This is a genomic window from Ruminococcus sp. SR1/5 (genome assembly GCF_000209835.1).
GTDB classification, from domain to species: domain Bacteria; phylum Bacillota; class Clostridia; order Lachnospirales; family Lachnospiraceae; genus Blautia_A; species Blautia_A fusiformis.
In genome coordinates, this window is record NC_021014.1 from 1,482,143 (window position 1) to 1,502,328 (window position 20,186).

14 protein-coding genes and 2 pseudogenes are annotated in these 20,186 nt (G+C 43.8%); 10 read left to right on the forward strand and 6 right to left on the reverse strand.

What is annotated here, in order from left to right:
• Positions 1-332 precede the first annotated feature (332 nt).
• The 8 genes and pseudogenes from wzy (at position 333) to CK1_RS07755 (ending at position 11,126) form a co-directional block, all read left to right on the forward strand.
• Positions 333-632 (forward strand): O-antigen polysaccharide polymerase Wzy, encoded by a 300-nt coding sequence (gene wzy, locus CK1_RS18130; protein ID WP_015525703.1) that lies wholly within the window; start codon positions 333-335, stop codon positions 630-632.
• A gap of 22 nt (positions 633-654) precedes the next feature.
• Positions 655-1,670: pseudogene (locus tag CK1_RS07730) on the forward strand (O-antigen polysaccharide polymerase Wzy family protein).
• Between the two features lie 57 nt (positions 1,671-1,727).
• Positions 1,728-1,856, forward strand: a pseudogene (locus CK1_RS18135) (oligosaccharide flippase family protein); the annotation flags it as partial.
• A gap of 73 nt (positions 1,857-1,929) precedes the next feature.
• Positions 1,930-3,315, forward strand: coding sequence for a flippase (locus CK1_RS07735; protein ID WP_353611229.1), 1,386 nt, complete (start codon positions 1,930-1,932; stop codon positions 3,313-3,315).
• Between the two features lie 829 nt (positions 3,316-4,144).
• Positions 4,145-5,845, forward strand: coding sequence for an AAA family ATPase (locus tag CK1_RS07740; protein WP_015525705.1), 1,701 nt, complete (start codon positions 4,145-4,147; stop codon positions 5,843-5,845).
• A 128-nt stretch (positions 5,846-5,973) separates the two neighbouring features.
• Positions 5,974-7,362 (forward strand): phosphoglucosamine mutase, encoded by a 1,389-nt coding sequence (glmM, locus tag CK1_RS07745; protein ID WP_015525706.1) that lies wholly within the window; start codon positions 5,974-5,976, stop codon positions 7,360-7,362.
• 80 nt (positions 7,363-7,442) lie between these two features.
• The gene (gene glmS / locus CK1_RS07750; RefSeq protein ID WP_015525707.1) at positions 7,443-9,281 is read left to right on the forward strand and encodes a glutamine--fructose-6-phosphate transaminase (isomerizing); all 1,839 of its coding nucleotides are present in this window, start codon (positions 7,443-7,445) and stop codon (positions 9,279-9,281) included.
• A 219-nt stretch (positions 9,282-9,500) separates the two neighbouring features.
• Complete coding sequence (locus tag CK1_RS07755; RefSeq protein ID WP_015525708.1) at positions 9,501-11,126, forward strand: LCP family glycopolymer transferase; 1,626 nt, start codon at positions 9,501-9,503, stop codon at positions 11,124-11,126.
• A gap of 119 nt (positions 11,127-11,245) precedes the next feature.
• Here CK1_RS07755 and rfbD read toward each other — a convergent pair whose 3' ends face one another.
• The 4 genes from rfbD to CK1_RS07775 all read right to left on the reverse strand — a co-directional run bounded on the left by rfbD (position 11,246) and on the right by CK1_RS07775 (position 15,510).
• Positions 11,246-12,178: a dTDP-4-dehydrorhamnose reductase gene (rfbD, locus tag CK1_RS07760; protein WP_015525709.1), complete on the reverse strand. Its 933-nt coding sequence runs from the start codon at positions 12,176-12,178 to the stop codon at positions 11,246-11,248.
• Positions 12,175-13,209 (reverse strand): dTDP-glucose 4,6-dehydratase, encoded by a 1,035-nt coding sequence (rfbB, locus tag CK1_RS07765; protein WP_015525710.1) that lies wholly within the window; start codon positions 13,207-13,209, stop codon positions 12,175-12,177. Before rfbB ends, rfbD begins: the two co-directional genes overlap by 4 nt.
• Positions 13,210-13,302: 93 nt before the next feature.
• A complete protein-coding gene (gene rfbA, locus CK1_RS07770) occupies positions 13,303-14,199 on the reverse strand; it encodes a glucose-1-phosphate thymidylyltransferase RfbA (protein WP_015525711.1) in 897 nt (298 codons plus the stop codon).
• 129 nt (positions 14,200-14,328) lie between these two features.
• A complete protein-coding gene (locus CK1_RS07775; protein WP_015525712.1) occupies positions 14,329-15,510 on the reverse strand; it encodes a MerR family transcriptional regulator in 1,182 nt (393 codons plus the stop codon).
• 234 nt (positions 15,511-15,744) lie between these two features.
• On the opposite strand from CK1_RS07775, the gene CK1_RS07780 reads away from it, so the two are divergent.
• Together CK1_RS07780 and CK1_RS07785 are read left to right on the forward strand one after the other, a co-directional pair.
• Positions 15,745-16,743 (forward strand): acyltransferase, encoded by a 999-nt coding sequence (locus CK1_RS07780; protein ID WP_015525713.1) that lies wholly within the window; start codon positions 15,745-15,747, stop codon positions 16,741-16,743.
• 170 nt (positions 16,744-16,913) lie between these two features.
• Positions 16,914-17,624, forward strand: coding sequence for a hypothetical protein (locus tag CK1_RS07785; protein WP_015525714.1), 711 nt, complete (start codon positions 16,914-16,916; stop codon positions 17,622-17,624).
• Positions 17,625-17,710: 86 nt separating this feature from the next.
• Here CK1_RS07785 and glgD read toward each other — a convergent pair whose 3' ends face one another.
• Together glgD and CK1_RS07795 are read right to left on the reverse strand one after the other, a co-directional pair.
• On the reverse strand, positions 17,711-18,832 hold the full coding sequence (glgD, locus tag CK1_RS07790; RefSeq protein ID WP_015525715.1) for a glucose-1-phosphate adenylyltransferase subunit GlgD: 1,122 nt from the start codon (positions 18,830-18,832) through the stop codon (positions 17,711-17,713).
• 1 nt (position 18,833) lies between these two features.
• On the reverse strand, positions 18,834-19,973 hold the full coding sequence (locus tag CK1_RS07795; protein ID WP_021651100.1) for a glucose-1-phosphate adenylyltransferase: 1,140 nt from the start codon (positions 19,971-19,973) through the stop codon (positions 18,834-18,836).
• Positions 19,974-20,186 lie beyond the last annotated feature (213 nt).

Below are 20,186 nucleotides of genomic sequence, written 5' to 3' on the forward strand. Positions count from 1 at the left end.
GGAAATACACAGTGTGATTTGAGTAGAAAAGAAAAAAGATAATCAAGAAAAAATTATATTCGGAGAAACCCTGGATATTCGCAGGCAATAGAGAAAATAGAAAATATATGAGTAATAGAAATAAAATGAAGAGTATTTTATATCAATATAGAGTTTATTTTGGAATTATACATATTAAACAAATATGTGAATTATATAAAAGGAAAGGAAAATAAAGATGGCTTCAAAAACAGGCAACAAAGTATATTATAATATAATACTATTGATTATATTTTCTATTATATCTGTTATTGTTTTTGGAATAGGAAATACAAATGGAATATTAGCATTAAATGCGGTTATTTTTATTTGCTTTTTTTTATCTTACTGTAAAAAATATAGATGAAAATATATTTATGTTTTCATTTCTTGTATGCTTTTTTACATTTTTATTATGTGGACAGATATTGAATCGTTTTATGAAAGTTTATTATTATAATTTTCCAGATGTAATAGAGAAACATGTGGATGTATGTATTTTTATTAGTCTTGTAGGACTATGTATAGGATATTTTGGCGTAACAAGAAAAAGAATTAAAATAAAAATAATATACCTAAAATTGAATATAAAAATAAAAAGGTTATATGAATAATATAATCCAAATCAGCAAAGGAATGTATTATGGCTGTTATGTGTTTTGGATATTAACAGTTATAGATGTTGTTTTATATGTAAGACATTATGGTTATACATCGTATTACATTTCATATTCAAGTAGAATACCATGGTATGTACGACAGATTGGATATTTTGCGCCGACAGCATTTTATATATTTTTGTCAACATTACCAGAAAAAAAGGATGCTAAAGTTCCAATAATGTTATATATTTTATATGCATTTTTATCTTTAGGAACGGGACGAAGAGTAAATTTTATTACAAGTTTACTTATAATTTTTGCATATGCAATGTGTAGAAATAAAATAAAACCAGGTGAAAAACCGTGGATTGGAAAAAAGGTATTTGGGCAATATGTTTATGTGTTCCAATACTTATGGGAGCAATGTATTTATTTGAATATATTAGATCTAATAATTATGTAGGGCATGCAAATGATTATTCTCCTATTGTAGGCTTTTTTGTAAGACAAGGTACATCTGTAAATGCAGTAAAGTATGCTGAGTTATATAAAAATAATTTAGATTCTGAAGCACACTATTCTTTATATAATATATTGAGATGGCTACAAAATAGTCCATTTAATAGCTTATTTAATTTGAATTTAGATTTTTCTTTTGGAAATCAATCATTAAGTACTGCTTTACATGGAACATATTTAGCGGATTTTGTTTCCTACTATGCAAATTCATATGGGTATGCAGTTGGTACTGGATACGGTTCATGTTACTTTGAAGAACTGTATATTGATTATGGATATATAGGTGTATTTATAGGAAATATTATTTACGGCTTGACTTTTAGATTATTATCCAAAATTATATCTGATGGCAAAAATGTTTGGAAGATAGCAGTTGGTCTTTTTATGTTAAATTCTTTATTTCAGGCACCGCGATCAACATTTGATGCATTTGTTGGAAGATTGTTATATCCAGAATTTTGGGCTCCGATAATAATAATTTGGGGATTAGCTTATTTGACTTCCAAATCGAAGCATAAAATTGTAATTTAAAATTAAGAGGAATAGTTAGAAATATGAAAAAAGTCACTTGGTCTAAATGCATTATTAAATGGTATAAGAACAGTTTTGAATACATTATTTCCATTAATTACGTTTCCATATATTTCCAGAGTTCTTTCTGTTGAAAATGTAGGGAAATATAATTTTGCATTATCAGTTATTCAATATTTTTACTGATTGCCGCATTGGGGATATCGACATATGCAGTTAGAGAAGGAACAAAATTTCGGGATGATAAAAAAAGTTCAGTATATTTGCTAATGAAATATTTACAATTAATATTATATCAACAATAATAGCTTATATTTTATTAGTGTTTACAGTTGCAGCTGTTCCTAAATTTAAAGATTATGCGGTGATAATTGCTGTGTTTAGTATTGAAATTCTTTTTACAACGATCGGAACAGAATGGATTTACTCTATATATGAGGAATACGCGTACATAACGATTCGAAGTATTATATTTAAAGTAATTTCAATTATCTTGCTGTTTTTGCTTGTTAAAAAACCTGATGACTATATTGTATATGCAGGAATAACAGTATTTGCAAATGCAGGATCTAATATATTGAATTTTATTCATGCTAAAAAGTATTGTTCGTTAAAATTTGATATAGGTTTGGCATTAAAGAGACATCTGAAACCTATTATGATTATTTTTGCATCTACAGTTGCAACAACTATTTATATTAATTCCGATACGACCATGTTAGGATTTATGGGAACAGATTTCGAAGTAGGCATATATTCTGTTTCCTCAAAAATATATAGGATCGTAAAACAGATGTTGGCGGCTATTTTGATTGTTACAATTCCGCGGTTATCATTGTTAATGGGACAAAAAAGGATAGAAGAATATAAAAATATTTTAACTCAGATTTTTAATGTCCTGGTTATGTTGGTGTTTCCATCGGTTACCGGATTGATATTATTAAGCAAAGAAGTCGTATTATTGATTTCTGGAAAAGAATATATAAAAGCTACAGGTTCATTGAAATTATTAAGTATAGCGCTTATATTTTGTATTTTTGGATGGATATATAATCAGTGTGTATTAATTCCGGCGCGTAAGGAAAAAATCGTGCTTATAGCAACCTTGGTTAGTGCATTAGCAAATATTGCAATAAATTTTGTTTGTATTCCATTTTGGAGAGAAAATGCAGTGGCTTTTTCAACTATAGTTGCAGAAGCTATAATGATGCTTGTTTGTGTTTATGTTGGACGGAAAATTGTTCGACTTAATGCAGGCGTAGCATATAATATTTGTACGGTTTGTGCCGGATGCATTGGTATATGGATGAGCTGTAAATTTGTAAAACATTTTTCTCTTTCAAGTATTGCAACATTAGTATTATCTATATTATTATCGTGTATTGTATATGGAATGTGTCTTATATTGATGAGAAATAAAGTTATATGGGCATTTTTTAAGAAAAAAATAAAAGTGAATTACATTAGAATAGAGTATGAAAATGCTCAGGAAGCAAGGTACTTCCTGAGCATTTTCTCAAATCATCATTTCTCCCGCAATTTCAGAACATCCTCAAGTGGCAGCCCTGAAAATCTGCTGATATCCTCGGGTGAGAACCTGGGATCCTCTAGCATGCGCTGTGCAGTAAGTAAAGCATGTTCCTGAAGACCTTGGGATAGACCCTGGGCGCGACCTTGGGATAGGCCTTCGGCGCGTGCATCATCGCACATTTCCTGAACAGCCTGATACATATTAACACTCCCTTCTGTTTCTGTGAAACGTAAATTGATACCGGTTATGGAGTCAATGACCCGGGCTGCCTTGAGCTCGAGTGACTGGAAGCCGGAGTTCTTTGATGTGAGCTCCTGAAGCTTTCGTTTATCTTTGGAGTATTTGATGAAGAGCATGACTTCTTTGAGATTGCTCTGGAGTTTATCAAGTTTTTCATCCTTTATCTCGGCAGGTGAGAAGAGATTGATCCGGTAATCCGGGACCAGAGAAAGAATCTCGGGGTCCCGGACAGAGAGCATTTCGTGGAGGCTTCTGGGAGCGTTCTAGGTATCGGAGCCGAAGTATACGACTACGGTGATGACCGGAATCAGCCGGTCATCTTTGTAGAAGCCGGTGAGATATTTTCCGGATGTGGAGGAACATTGTTTTGCTTCTCTGTGGGTTGTCAGCCATGTAATCTTTGGTGATGGTATCCTTTGTACCCATAGGTTTCACCACCTTCGATCTTGCTATGTGATCAGAGTTATTTTATCATCTGATCCATTTTCAGGGTAACATAGTTTGTTGCTTTCCCTTTTGGAAAGAGGATTTTGTGAAAAAGCTTCAGAGCTGCGCAGGTAAAGCGGATATGTTTGTCGAACGGAGTCGAAATAAATCAATAGACAAAAAGAGCGTATTGTGCTACTCTGAAAGCACGAATCACGTGGCAATTGGCATATTTGTATGTGATTTTTTCGCATTGAAAGGGAGTGGAACGCGGAATATGAAGAGACCGAAGCTACCGGTGGGAATTGAGAATTTTCAGGAAATTCGTCAGGCGGATTTTTATTATGTAGATAAGACCAGGCTTATCGAACAACTGGTCGATCAGTGGGGGAAAGTAAATCTTTTTACAAGACCTCGGCGTTTTGGGAAAACATTGAATATGAGTATGCTTCGTTGTTTCTTCGAGATCGGGGCAGATGAAGCGCTGTTTGAAGGTCTTTATATTTCCCGGAAACAAGAACTGTGTGAACAGTATATGGGGAAATTTCCGGTAGTGTTTTTATCACTGAAGAATGTTGATGGACTTACCTTTGAGAATGCACGCTATCAGCTGACAGAACTGGTAGGCAGAGAGGCCAGTCGTTTTCTGTTTTTATTGGAGAGTGACAGACTGACAGAAACGGATAAAGATATATATCGTACATTGATCTCTGTGGAGAATGGCCGATATTCTATGGATGAAAATATTCTTTCTTCTGCGTTGCAGATATTGTCTCAGCTGTTGCATAAGCATTATGGGCAGAAGACGATCATTCTTATAGATGAATATGATGTTCCTCTGGATAAGGCTTTTCAGCATGGATATTATAAAGAAATGGTGCTCATGATACGCGGTGTGTTCGGACAGGCACTTAAGACTAACGATTCTCTGTATTTTGCAGTATTAACAGGGTGTCTTCGCGTGTCTAAAGAGAGTATTTTTACAGGACTTAATAACTTCAAAGTGCTTTCGATCACGGATCATCGATTTGATGAGCATTTTGGTTTCACAGATGATGAGGTCTTCAGATTGCTTACAGCATATGGCATGGAGGATCATCTTTCCGAAACAAAGGAATGGTATGATGGATATCATTTTGGAAATACGGATGTGTACTGCCCATGGGATGTGATCAATCATGTAGATTGTCTGCGTGGGAATCCGGATGCGGAGCCGCTGTCTTACTGGATCAATACCAGTGGGAATGAACTGGTAAGGAGATTTATTGACAGGGCAGATAAGACTACAAGAGATGAGATAGAGCGTCTGATCGCAGGTGAGTCTATTGAGAAAACGGTCCGTATGGAGTTGACCTATGATGAAATCGATAACAGTCTGGATAATCTCTGGAGTGTATTATTTACTACAGGATATCTTACACAGGCAGGGAAGACCGAACGGGGAGTGTATCGTCTGACCATTCCGAACAGGGAGATAAGAGAAGTTTATGTGCTTCAGATAAAGGAATGGTTTGACCGCGCAGTGCTGAAAGAGGCGGAGCCGACGAAAAATCTGCTGAAAGCAATAAATGAAGGGAATGCAGGTGAGATTGAGGAACGCCTTACAAAGATTCTGGGAAATACGATTAGTATTTTTGATACAAAAGGACGAAATGAAGAAAAAGAAATTTTTTATCATGGACTTTTGTTGGGGCTTTTGCGTAGTGATCCAAACTGGCTTGTTCAGTCTAATGCGGAATCTGGAGATGGTTTTGCAGATATTCTGGCAGAACCGGAAGATCCGGATGCCGGGATCGTTATCGAGTTGAAATATTCTCAGACTTTTTCAGGATTGCAAAATGCATGTGAAAGAGCGCTGGCACAGATCAGAGAAAAGCGGTACGATGAACGGTTACGTAATGAAGGAAGAAATAATATTCTGGCGTATGGAGTTGCTTTTTGTAAGAAGCGATGTAAAGTGGCTGTTCAGAGGCTGTAAATCTGCTGGAAATATAGATAATATTATTGATGTTCATACAGAAAGATAAGAACAATTCTGATCGATCTGTATGACACATCAATATATAAGATAAGTTATAAATATTAACACACAAAGGAGAGCTAGAAATGGGAAAATATTTTGGTACAGATGGTTTCCGTGGGGAGGCGGGTGTTTCTTTGACGGCGGATCATGCATTTAAGATCGGGCGTTTTCTGGGATGGTATTATAATGAGCTGCGCAGAAGAGCGGGGGAGACGGCTGCGGCCAGGATCGTGATCGGCAAGGATACCCGACGTTCCAGCTATATGTTTGAGTATTCGCTGGTTGGCGGACTGGTGGCGTCCGGAGCGGATGCTTATCTTCTCCACGTGACAACAACGCCGTCTGTGGCTTATGTTGCCCGTACCGATGGCTTTGACTGCGGTATCATGATCTCTGCCAGCCATAATCCTTATTATGATAACGGGATCAAGCTGATCAACGGCCAGGGTGAGAAGATGGAGGAGGAGATCATCGCTCTGGTGGAGGATTATCTGGATGACCGTCTTCAGCTGTTCGGAGAGAAATGGCATGAGATTCCTTTTACAAAGGGCGGTGAGATCGGCAGGACGGTGGATTATTCGGCAGGCCGGAACCGTTACATAGGATATCTGATCTCCTTGGGAGTATATTCCTTTAAGGGAATGCGGATTGGACTGGACTGTGCCAACGGAAGTGCATGGAATATCGCAAAGGCGGTTTTTGATGCGCTGGGAGCGAAGACTTATGTGATCAATGCTGAGCCGGATGGTACCAATATCAATAACAATGCCGGTTCCACCCATATCGAGGGTCTCCAGAAGCTTGTAGTGGAGAAGGGACTGGATGTTGGCTTTGCCTACGACGGAGATGCGGACCGCTGTCTCTGTGTGGATGAGAAGGGAAATGTGGTTAGCGGGGATGCGATCCTTTATGTGTACGGCCGTTATATGAAGGAGCGCGGAAAGCTTCTCACCAATACGGTTGTGACTACGGTAATGTCCAATTTTGGCCTTTACAAGGCTTTTGATGCTCTTGATATCGAGTATGCGAAGACTGCAGTAGGGGATAAATATGTTTATGAATATATGATGCAGAATGGCTGCCGTATTGGTGGTGAGCAGTCCGGGCACATTATTTTTTCCAAGTATGCATCTACCGGGGATGGCATCCTTACAAGTCTGAAGATGATGGAAGTTATAATGGCAAGGAAGAAAAAGCTCAGTGAGCTTACTGCTGATCTGGCGATCTATCCCCAGGTTCTTGAGAACGTGCGTGTCCATGACAAGGCAGCAGCGCAGGCAGATGTGGATGTGCAGGCAGCAGTAGAGAGTGTGGCTGAGGCGCTTGGAGACACCGGAAGGATCCTGGTGAGAGAATCCGGCACAGAACCTCTGCTTCGTGTTATGGTAGAGGCAGAGAGTGAGGAGCTTTGCAGAAAATATGTGGACCAGGTGGTTGAGATCGTCCGTAAGAAGGGGCATGTGGCAGAGTGATGTCCTGGATGCAGACCGCAGGTGTCTGAAGAACGGAGCAGTCAGAAGAATATAAAAATGCAATAAGAGGAGAAAAAATCATGTGTGGAATTGTAGGTTTTACAGGCAGGCATCAGGCAGCACCCATCCTTCTGGACGGGCTTTCCAAACTGGAATACAGGGGATATGATTCCGCCGGCATCGCAGTGCGTGACGGGGAAAAGGATATCGAGATCATTAAGGCGAAGGGCCGTCTGAAGGTCCTTCTGGAGAAAACAAACGCAGGTGAATCTGTTCCGGGTATGTGCGGGATCGGTCATACCCGCTGGGCAACTCACGGAGAACCATCAGAGGTCAATGCCCATCCTCATGTCAGTGATAACGGAAATGTGGCAGCTGTGCATAACGGCATTATCGAGAATTACCAGGAGCTGAAGGAGAAGCTTCTCCGCAGGGGATATTCTTTTTATTCTTCCACAGATACGGAGGTTGCTGTGAAGCTGGTGGATTATTACTACCAGAAATACGGCGGATCTCCGGTTGAGGCAGTGCGTCATGCCATGGTGCGTATCCGTGGTTCCTATGCGCTGGCAATGATGTTCCGTGATTATCCGGAAGAGATCTTTGTAGCGAGAAAAGACAGCCCTATGATCCTGGGTGTGGAGAATGGAGAATCCTATATCGCATCGGATGTTCCTGCGATCCTGAAGTATACAAGAAATGTTTATTATATCGGAAATCTGGAGCTGGCATGTGTAAAACCGGGTGAGATCACTTTTTACAATCTGGATGGTGAGGAGATCGAGAAGGAGCCTAAGATCATTGAGTGGGATGCAGAGGCAGCGGAGAAAGCCGGTTTTGAGCATTTCATGATGAAGGAGATCCATGAGCAGCCGAAGGCAGTCGCAGATACACTGAATTCCGTTATCCGGGAGGACAAGCTGGATCTGACGGAGATCGGTCTGGATGATGAGAGAATCCGCAGCATCAGCCAGGTTTATATCGTGGCCTGCGGCTCTGCTTACCATGTGGGAATGGCTGCACAGTATGTGATCGAGGATCTTGCAGGTCTTCCGGTGCGTGTGGAGCTTGCTTCGGAGTTCCGTTACCGGAAGCCGCTTCTGGATCCTGATGGCCTGGCAGTGATCATCAGTCAGTCCGGTGAGACTGCGGACAGTCTGGCTGCACTTCGGGAATGTAAGGAGAAGGGGATCCGCACGCTGGCTATTGTCAATGTGGTCGGCTCTTCCATTGCAAGAGAGGCGGATCATGTATTCTACACACTTGCAGGACCGGAGATTTCGGTCGCTACCACCAAGGCGTACAGTACACAGCTGATCGCTTCCTATGTGCTGGCATTGCAGATGGCACTGGTCCGCGGAAAGATCTCAGAGGAGCAGTGTGAGTCCTACATTAAGGAACTGAAGACACTTCCGGACAAGATCGGCAGGATCATCGAGGATAAGGAAAGGCTTCAGTGGTTTGCCTCCAAGCAGGCCAATGCAAAGGATATCTTTTTTATCGGAAGAGGGATCGATTATGCCATCAGCCTTGAGGGCAGCCTTAAGATGAAGGAGATCAGCTACATCCATTCTGAGGCATATGCAGCTGGTGAGCTGAAGCATGGCACCATTTCCCTGATCGAGGACGGCACTCTTGTGATCGGTGTCCTGACACAGCCGGAGCTTTATGAGAAAACAGTCAGCAACATGGTGGAGTGCAGAAGCCGTGGGGCGTATCTGATGGGGCTTACTACGTTTGGAAACTATAATATCGAGGATACTGTAGATTTTACGGTTTATATCCCGAAAACAGATCCGCATTTTGCAACTTCTCTGGCAGTGATCCCGCTGCAGCTTCTGGGTTACTATGTCAGTGTAAATAAAGGTCTGGATGTGGATAAGCCGAGAAATCTTGCCAAGAGTGTTACCGTGGAATAAGGAGATCCATTTCACAGAAGGAACATTTTAGCGGCAGTTCCGTGACATCGTGAGAGCATAAAAGGATCATGATATCACGGAACTGTTTTTGCATTTGGCGATTTACGATATTTCTTGCTTTTATCAGTAAAAAAGCGTAAAATGATTAGGATATTTGAATCTGTACAGAGAGTGTCCATATGTAATATTCTCTGTACCATCAAAAATGGAGGATTGCATATGAGAAAAATGGGAAAACATATCCCAGGGCTGATCGTGACGCTTGTGGTTCTGATCACAGCAATCGTATTTGCGGTCATGCTTCTGAATATGAAGGTGATCCCGACGAAGTTCATTGCAGTGATCGGACTGGTAATGCTGGTCCTGATCGTGATCGTCGGAGCGCTTGTATGGAGTACGGATGGTAAGATAAGATTTGTAGTGGGAGTGATCCTGGCAGCAGTTTTTGCAGCAGTATTCATTCTCGGAAGTATGTATGTTTATAAGACACATTCCACACTGGCAGGGATCTCCGGTGTGAACACAGAGGTTACGGAGGTCGGTATTTATGTCCGTGCAGATGATTCTGCAGATTCCATAGAGGCTACAGCAGATTATGTGTATGGTGTGCTGACAGATCTTGACAGAGCCAATTCGGACAAGGCTATTCAGGAAGTGGATTCCGAGACATGCAAGACTGTGCAGGTCCAGGAGTATGCAGGACTTACAGAGCTGGTTGACGGTCTTCTGAACGGACAGACAGGTGCGATCGTGCTGAACAGCGCATATTTAAGCGTTATTGAAGAGATGGATGGATATTCCGATATTTCTTCCAGGATCAAAGAGCTGACTGTGAAGAAGGTGGAGACTACCATTGAGCCCCAGGAGACAGAGGCGAAGGCTGAAGAGAATACCAATGACGGTTCTATATATACCATCTTTATCAGTGGTATCGACAGCCGCAGCGGCCTTGTTGCAAAGAGCCGAAGCGATTCCAATATCATTGCTACGGTAAATACAGCTACCAGACAGGTGCTTCTGGTTTCCACACCTCGTGATTATTTTGTACCGCTTTCTATTTCAGGCGGACAGAGAGATAAGCTGACACATGCAGGTATCTATGGTATCAATGTATGTATGGATACTCTGGGAATGCTTTATAATGAGGATATTAACTATTATTTCCGTATCAACTTTGCGGGATTTGAGCAGCTGATCAATGCGCTTGGCGGAGTTACTGTTTATTCTGACTATGACTTTGATTCCAAGAATGAGACAGGATATCACTTCAATCAGGGAGAGAACTACCTGAACGGTGAGCAGGCTCTGGTATTCAGCCGTGAGCGTTATGCCTTTAAAGAGGGCGACCGTCAGCGTGGCAAGAACCAGATGGCAGTGATCAAGGGTGTGATCAACAAGGCTCTTTCACCGGAGCTTCTGAAGAATTATTCTTCCGTTCTTTCCAGCATCCAGGGATGCTTTGAGACCAATATCTCCTACGAGGAGATCGCCAGACTGCTCCAGCAGCAGCTGAACAACGGCGGTGACTGGAACATCGTAAGCTACAGTGTAAATGGTACCGGTGACACACAGAAGCCGTATTCTATGAGCCAGAAGGCTTACGTTATGATTCCGGATGAGTCTACCGTTCAGAAGGCGGAGGCCATGATGAAGAAGGTTCGTGACGGAGAGACTGTTTCCCAGGAGGAGGCAGACAGTGCAACATCAGCGGCAGTAGCTACGGATAATGATGCACAGGCAGCTGCAGAGGGAAGTACAGCAGAAGCGCAGGGTGAGACTGCAGATGCCACACAGAATGGCACAGTAGATGCCCAGAGTGCAGACGGAACTGTTGCACAGCAGTAAGATAAAATTATTAAATTTTAGCATAAGAACAGCCGGGGAAGCGTAAAGCTTTCCACCGGCTGTTTTTTCATGAGAAACAGAACGAAAAAAATCCACCGGCGATCACCGATGGATTTTTTTTACAGGATCTCTTTCAGATATCTTTCCAGGGCATCCTGCCATGTTGGAAGTGGCTGGAAGCCGTTTTTTACAAGCTTGGATTTATCCAGGCGGCTGTTGAATGGACGTACAGCCTTGGAAACGCCGTACTCTGCAGTTGTGACAGGAGATACCTCTACTTTTTCGTATTCCTTGTGGCCGAGGGCAGCAGCCTGGCGGAAGATCTCTTTAGTGAAATCATACCAGCTGATGAAGCCGCCTTCGTTGGTTGCGTGATAGTAGCCGTATTTCTCTGTCTCGACCATGTCTACCAGAAGACGTGCAAGGTCGTAGGTGTAGGTCGGAGTTCCGATCTGGTCACTGACTACGGTAAGCTTGTCATGGGTTTTTCCCAGATTTACCATGGTACGGATAAAGTTTTTGCCGTTTTTGCCGAATACCCATGCAATACGTACGATAAAGAATTTATCTATAGTGCCGGATACTGCCAGCTCACCGTCAAGCTTGGTCTGACCGTATACGTTCTGTGGAGCGTAGTCCTTGCAGTCCGGATCCCATGGTGTGGTTCCCTGGCCGTCAAAAACGTAGTCTGTGGAAATATACATCATCTTGATGCCAAGCTCCTTGCAGATGTCCGCAATGTTCTGTGTTCCTACAACATTGACAAGACGTACCTTCTCACGGTTTTCCTCGTCCTCTGCAGCATCTACGGCTGTCCATGCGGCACAGTGTACTACTGCATCAGGCTTTACCTCACGGATGGTTTTTGCTACCGCTTCTTTATCTGTGATATCAAGCTGCACATAAGGCATGGTGGTAACAGGAGTACCATCAGCGATGCCGCTGTAGGAAGGAGCAATGTCACTTCCTACGCCTTCATGTCCACGGCCGGACAGTTCATTCATTACGTCATGGCCAAGCTGGCCGCCAACACCTGTTACGAAAAATCTCATGCTTTAACCTCCTCGCGGTTTCCATACATTTTTTCGTAGTAGTTCTGATACTCACCGGAGATGATGGTTTCCCACCATTCCTTGTTGTCAAGGTACCATTTGATGGTCTTTTTGATTCCGTCTGCGAATTTTGTTTCAGGAAGCCATCCAAGCTCGTTGTGGATCTTGGTCGGGTCGATAGCGTAGCGCATGTCATGGCCTTTACGGTCTGCTACATGTGTGATCAGGCTTTCCGGTTTGCCAAGCTCCTTGCAGATCAGTTTTACGATATCGATGTTTTTCATCTCGTTATGTCCGCCTACATTGTAAACCTCGCCTACACGTCCTTTGTGGATGATCAGGTCGATGGCACGGCAGTGATCCTCAACATAGAGCCAGTCGCGGACATTTTCACCCTTTCCGTAAACCGGGAGTGGTTTGTCGTTCAGAGCGTTGGCGATCATCAGCGGGATCAGCTTTTCCGGGAAGTGATACGGGCCGTAGTTGTTGGAGCAGCGGCTGATGGTCACAGGCAGGCCGTAGGTTCTGTGGTATGCGAGAACAAGAAGGTCAGCACCTGCTTTGGAGGAGCTGTACGGGCTGCTTGTATGGATCGGAGTTTCCTCTGTGAAGAAGAGGTCCGGTCTGTCAAGAGGAAGATCTCCGTAAACCTCGTCTGTGGAAACCTGATGATAACGCTGGATTCCGTATTTACGGCAGGCATCCATGAGAACAGCAGTACCCTTGATGTTGGTGTCAAGGAATACCTCCGGGTTTTCGATGGAACGGTCTACGTGGCTCTCAGCTGCGAAGTTTACCACGATGTCCGGATGCTCCTCCTCGAAAAGCTTGTAAACAGCGTCACGGTCTGTGATGCTTTCTTTTACAAAGCGGAAGTTCGGCTTGTCCATGACCGGTGCAAGAGTGGAAAGGTTTCCGGCATAGGTCAGGCAGTCCAGGCATACGATACGGTAATCCGGATGAGCCTCCATCATATGAAAAATAAAGTTGCTTCCGATAAATCCGGCGCCGCCGGTAACGATGATTGTCATAAAAAATCTCCTTTATAATAAATGATTGATCTTATGCGGATTCCGTCGAAACGGAGTCCGCAGGTAAATTCAGTGTCGGAAAATCAGATCGGCTTAGTGAAGCGCGTCCAGATATTTTCCGTCCAGAACATCCTTGAGATACTGGCCATACTGGTTTTTCTTAAGGATTTCGTAAACCTTGAGCACGTCCTCCTTTGTGATCCAGCCGTTTAAGTAAGCAATCTCCTCAAGGCATGCGATCTTGCGGTGCTGATGCTGCTCCATGGTTTTTACGAAGTTGGTTGCCTCTACAAGGCTTTCGTGTGTACCGGTATCCAGCCATGTGAAGCCCTGGCCCAGAAGCTCAACGTTCAGCTGTCCCTTCTCAAGGTAGATACGGTTCAGGTCTGTGATCTCAAGCTCGCCTCTTGCGCTTGGCTTCAGATTTTTTGCGTACTCTACAACCTTGTTGTCGTAGAAGTAGAGACCGGTTACACAGTAGTTGCTTTTTGGCTTTTCCGGTTTCTCTTCAATGGAAACCGCTTTTCCGTTCTGGTCGAATTCCACGATGCCGAAACGCTCCGGATCATCTACATAGTATCCGAAAACAGTGGCACCTTTGCCTGTTTCTGCGTTGTCTACAGCAGCTTTCAGGCGCTTTTTGAGGCCATGTCCTGCGAAAATGTTGTCACCAAGGACCATACATACGGTATCGTTGCCGATGAATTCCTCGCCGATGATAAATGCCTGAGCAAGTCCGTCCGGGCTTGGCTGTACAGCATAGGTAAGGTTGACACCGAACTGATGGCCGTCACCGAGAAGCTCCTCAAATCTCGGGGTATCCTGCGGGGTGGAGATGATCAGGATATCACGGATGCCTGCGTTCATAAGAACAGACATAGGATAGTAGATCATCGGTTTGTCAAAGATCGGCAGAAGCTGTTTGGAGGTCACCATGGTAAGCGGGTAAAGACGTGTTCCGGAGCCTCCGGCTAAAATAATTCCTTTCATATGTTTTCTCCTTTGCGTGATGATGTGCAGCATAAGTCGTGCCTGCACATAACTTTGTTACTGTAACTGTATTATAAAAGGTGACGCAAGGTCACCTTCAAGAGCTTTTTTCATATTTTTTATTTTTGGCTATTTTTCACAAAGAAATACGCCGGCATCCTTGGTAATGCGGAATCCTTTGGCAGTTTTTCTGGCGGTGTAGGCCCGGAATTCCTTGTAACGGTCCAATATATACTGATTCTGGTTGCCGTGGCAGGAGAGGACGTAGGAGATCAGCGGTTCCGCATCCTGGACCAGAAGGCAGTCTTCATAAGAAAGCCACTGAGCCTTTGGGAAAAAAGGCGCCAGGATACTCTGGCCGTTTTCACGTCCGAACCGTTCATAAAGCCGGTCTGCGGAAAGCACGATCCGTTCATCAAAATCCTGCACCAGCTGGCTGACCTCCTGCATATGTGCCTTTCCGTAAGCACTGCAGAGAAATCTTCCGCCGGGAGCGAGGACACGGCGGACTTCCTTCAGGACGGAAGGAATATCATCGCAGTAAAAAAGCACGTGATTGGCGATCACCAGATCAAAGCTTTCGTCCTTGCAGGGGATTTTTCGGCAGTCAAAGGCCCGGAATGCAAACCGGGTATCCGAGGAACCGATGGCTCGTCTGGCATCGCGGAGCATACCGCTGGAAATATCGGAAAGTGTGATGGAGATATCCTCCGGCAGAAGGGAAAGATTGTCGGTCCATAACGTTCCGTCTCCGCAGCCCAGCTCCAGAATACGAAGACCGGGTGAGATCTGGCACTGCTCAAAGATCCAGGGAAACCATCCCTGTTTGTTCTGGGAGTACAGGCTGTGGAGGTTGATCCTGGAGGAAATGTTGGTGGCATTCTGATATTGATTCTTGAGGCTTTTTTCCATGCCGGTCAGGTGGATCAGGTTCAGCATCTGGCTCCAGTCAATGGTGTGCTGTTCCTTTATCATCTGTGCGGTATCCTGGATCGCTTTTTCCACCAGCTGCATCTGTTCGATCCGGTCACGGACCAGACGAAGCTGGATATTCAGAGAATTCAGCATGAAATGATAATCGGAATCACCGATGGTCATTTCACGGATGTCATCCAGGGAAAAGCCCAGGTATTTCAGAAGGAGGATCTGCTGAAGCCTCGCAAAATCCTCGTCTGTATAAAAACGTGCGCCGGATTCGGTGACGAGAGAGGGTTTCAGGATATCCTGTTTATCATAATAGCGGACAGTACGCAGAGTTACGTGTGCCATGCGTGCAAATTCGCCGGAAGAATAGTAGCCGTCTTTTTTCATAAAAAATAGAATCCTTTCTGAGGAAATAACAAACATCCTGTCATAGAAGTCATAAAAGAATTATAATTCAGATCCGGAAGCCGTACAAGAGTAAAACGTATAAGAGTAAACCGTACAGGAGAAAAACAGCATTGACAAAATTCTGCTGGTTTGTTAGTATATCGTTTCGAAAAAAAGGGAACCCCGGAATCATATTTCCGGGATAAGCGTTCGATATAAAAAGGAGTAATTTTTATGCGAAACCGTACTCTGGATATGGTAAAGGCGATCTGTGCTTATGCAGTTGTGCTTCTTCACGTCCATTTTCCGGGAAATGCCGGAATCATAGCCAATGTACTTGCCAGATTTGCAGTACCTGTGTTTTTTATGGTATCCGGATATTTTTGTTTCCGTGGCGATGATACGGAATTTATAAGAACCGGAAAAAAGATCCGGCATGTTCTGAAGCTGATGCTTGTGGCATTTCCGGTCTGCTGTCTGTGGGAGCTGATCCAGAACCACATCGACGGAGCAAGCCAGAAGGAATGGCTGGAAGCCCTGGTTTCGGGGGAACATATCCGCCAGTTTCTTCTATATAATAACAGCTCTCAGGTGAAATGGCATCTGTGGTTTCTCCCGGCACTGCTCTATTGTTATCTTCTTTTTGCCCTGGCAGCAAGATTCCGGATTTGTAAGCAGGTATATGTTCTGATACCGGTGCTTCTTCTGATCCATTTCGGAATGGAGGAATTTTCGACCTTCCTGTTCCCGGAAAAGCATTTCCGTGTTATGCAGTTTCGAAACTATCTGTTTACCGGATTTCCGTTTTTTATGTTGGGACATCTGATACACAGACATCAGGAAAAGCTGGAAGCCTGGTTTGCCGGAAAAAAAGTGCTTCTTTTGTATGGCATGGCAGCTGGCGGCGGGATCGCAAGTCTGCTGGAATACCGGTATTTTGGCAAACTGGAATTGTTTCTGGGGTCAGTATTTATGGCTGTTGGTCTTTTTCTCATTGCGATCATGGGAAAGAATCGGAAAGTGCCCGAGCTTCCGGCAGCCATCGGTCAGAAATATGCGTTTTTTATTTATCTGTTCCATCTCTGCGTGGCTGATATCCTGAAGGATGTGGCTGTGGCAGCTGGAATTGAGAAAAATCTTTTATATCTGTGGATGAGACCGGTGATGGTCTGTGTTCTTGTGACTGCTGTGGCGGTAATGTATGGATATGGAATGAAGATCTGCCGGAAATAGAAGAGTTTATGGTATTTTCATATTTATGCGCTGTGATTTTGTACCAAAATATGCTAAAATATCCTTTATTGATAAGTCACAGCACCCACCCGGAGGATGTGGGGAAAGCGACTGGAATATCCCGCTTCAGGGTAAAAAATACTGAGACATGAAAGAAAAAGGAGATTTTTATGGATTTACAAAACAGAGCGGAGGCCGGCAGTGACGGACACGATGAGAGTGTACTGAATCCGGAGATGCCCAACGAAACTGATCTGACGAAGAAGGAACGCCGCCGGATCGAAAGAGAGAAACTGAAGGGAATGGGAACAGGTAAGAAGATTCAGTATATCTGGATGTATTATAAGATACATATGCTGTGCGTGCTTCTTGCCATTGGCGGAGTCTGTCTGGGAGTGAATATTTATCGTCACGCACAGATGAAGACGGTGCTTTCCATTGCGGTGGTGAATGCAGGGAATTATGACTCTGAGAAGGTGGAAGAGGATGTTTTGAAGACACTGGGAACAGAGGATAAATATGCAGAAGTCAGTGTGGCGCAGAATCTGATGACGGACGAGACAGGAGAGGATTTTGATTACTATGCCAGGATCGCATATGTGACGGAAATCCAGAGTGCTACCGTTGATGTCCTGATCATGCCGAAGGAACTCTATGAACATGAGAAAGATAGCGGAATGTATGCAAATCTCAGGGAAACGTTTGGAGATGAGGTGTTTGAGTCTCTGGGCGCTGTGGATGATCAGCATCTGGAGCTTGACGGCAGCAGTAGTGTTGCTCAGGACTTTGGCCTGAGATATGATCCGGTGTGCATCTGCCTTCCGGGTAATGTGAAGAATAAAGAGAATGCGTTGAAATGGATCCAGTCTGTTCTGAAATGATGGATCCATATGTTTAGCTGAGTACAGAGATAAATAAGGCCTCCGGTTCGTAACACAGGAACCGGAGGCCTTATTATATATGAATATTACAGTGTATCGTTACGTTTGATGTAGCCAGGCTCATCCGCAGGACGGATGATCTCCTTGGCATGCGTGATCTTGGCATGCTTGTCTACCACCAGATTTTCGATATGGACATTCTCACCGATGGTACAGTCTGCAAGAACGACACAGTTCTTGATAACAGCGCCCTTTTTGATGGTACAGCCACGTCCGACAATGGAATTTTCTACAGTTCCCTCGATCATGGAGCCGTTGGAGATAACGGAGTTGGAAACATTGGCTGTGTCAAAATAATGGGTCGGACAGGAGTTGTTGGTGCGTGTATAGATCGGCCAGTTATCATGGAAAAGATCGGTTGCAGTTTTGTAGTCGATCAGATCCATATTTGCATCGTGATAGCTCTTGAAATCAGTGATCGATGCAAAATATCCGCGATGAGATATACCACGCACATCCAGCTCACCGTCTCTGCAGCCGGCATTGATCACGTCTGCAAGGGTATAAAGAGAGGAGATCTCTTTTGCCTTATGGATGAGGCTGATGAAAAGCTCCTTGCTCATTACGTAGGTATCCATGAAAATGTTGCGGTTCTTTGCATTGCCGTGGTTGTGCTCAATGGAGAGAACACCCTTCTGACGGTTCAGGTTCAGGATGTGGCAGTTCAGATAGTTCTCCTTGGCATTATCAACGGAATGATAAAGCATGGTCACATCTGCACCGGATTCGATATGGGCATCGATCAGCTTGGAATAGTCGGTGGTGTAGATCATGTAATTCGGAGCGATAACAACATACGGATAATGAACTGCTTCGATGCACTCCAGATTGGAGTAGTAGTTGTCGATATCGGTGTTATAGATATCGTTGACTCCGGAATGCTCTGAAAAGAGGAGTTGGAGATTACCGCTCTTGGAGTTGATGTTGTAGTGACGTCCGGTTCCGAGATGTTCTACAAGAGAACGGGGTTTGTTCTTTACATAGACCTGAATGTACTCAATTCCGCTGTTGGTCATATTTGAGATCGGGAAGTCGATGACACGATATCTTCCGAGAAATGAAAAGGCGCCGATCGCACGGTAGTCCTGAAGCCCCTCCACATGGATATTTCTTTCTGAGGAATTCACGATTCCAAATGCTTTAAACATATTACTCAGCCCCCTTTACACGTTTTGATACAAGTTCGATGTGCTCACTGTCCTTGGAACCGACACGAGCATTGGCACCGATCACGACTCCGTCTGCAACGAGAGCACGCTGGACAACGGCACCTGCTTCAACAACAACACCCGGCATCAGGACACTGTCGATGATCTTGGCACCAGGACCGACCTTGACGCCTGTGAAAAGTACGGAGTTGGTGATCTCACCTTCTACAACACAGCCCTGAGTAATGAAAGCAGTGTTGATCACAGCTGTATCACAGATATACTGTGGAAGAGAGGTAGCATCCTCAGTGTAGATTTTCCAGGTAGGATCGTTAAGATCCAGTTCACTGTTAGGACTGAGAAGATCCATGTTTGCTTCCCAGAGGGAATCGATGGTTCCTACATCCTTCCAGTAGCCTTTGAACTTGTAGGCGTAGAGTGCTTTGTCCTGTGCAAGGAGTGTAGGGATGATGTCTTTACCGAAATCGTGATTGGAATCCGGATTTTTGATATCTGCCAGCAGGAGCTTGCGCAGAAGCTTCCAGTTGAATATGTAGATACCCATGGAGGCAAGATTGCTCTTCGGGTGTTCCGGTTTCTCTTCAAATTCCACGATGCGATCATCTTCACCGGTGTTCATGATACCGAAACGGCTGGCTTCCTTCATGGGAACCTCGATAACTGCAATAGTCGCATCTGCCTTATGCTGGATATGGTCATCAAGCATCTTTGCATAATTCATCTTATAGATGTGGTCACCGGAAAGGATCAGAAGGTATTCCGGGTTCTGTGAGTCGATGAAATCAATATTCTGAGAGATCGCATCAGCTGTTCCACGGTATACATCCAGACCGGCATCAGCCTTCTCACGTGGAGGAAGTACATAAACTCCGCTGTCCTTGGCATCAAGGCCCCAGCGGCCACCGGCTGCTACATAGCTGTTCAGTAAAACTGATTCATACTGTGTCAGTACACCTACGACATCAATGCCGCTGTTGGCACAGTTACTGAGCGGAAAATCCACGATACGGTATTTACCGCCATAACCAACGGCTGGCTTGGCAACTTTATTCGTCAACTCGTGAAGACGACTTCCTCTTCCACCGGCCAGGATCATTGCTAACATACTGTTTTGTTTCATGGCGAATCCTCACTTTCATTTCTTGTTTACTGCCAGGTGTCTTTAACCATAAAAACAATAAACTTTGTTAATATTATACACCTTTTAAAAAGAAAATCCAGTTTTTTGTGCAAAAAAACGTTATTTTTATATTGGGAAATTAGACGGATTTGGGAAAATTGATGGATGATCTGTCGAAAAAAGAAACGCTTAAGAAGATTCCGGGATGCTGAA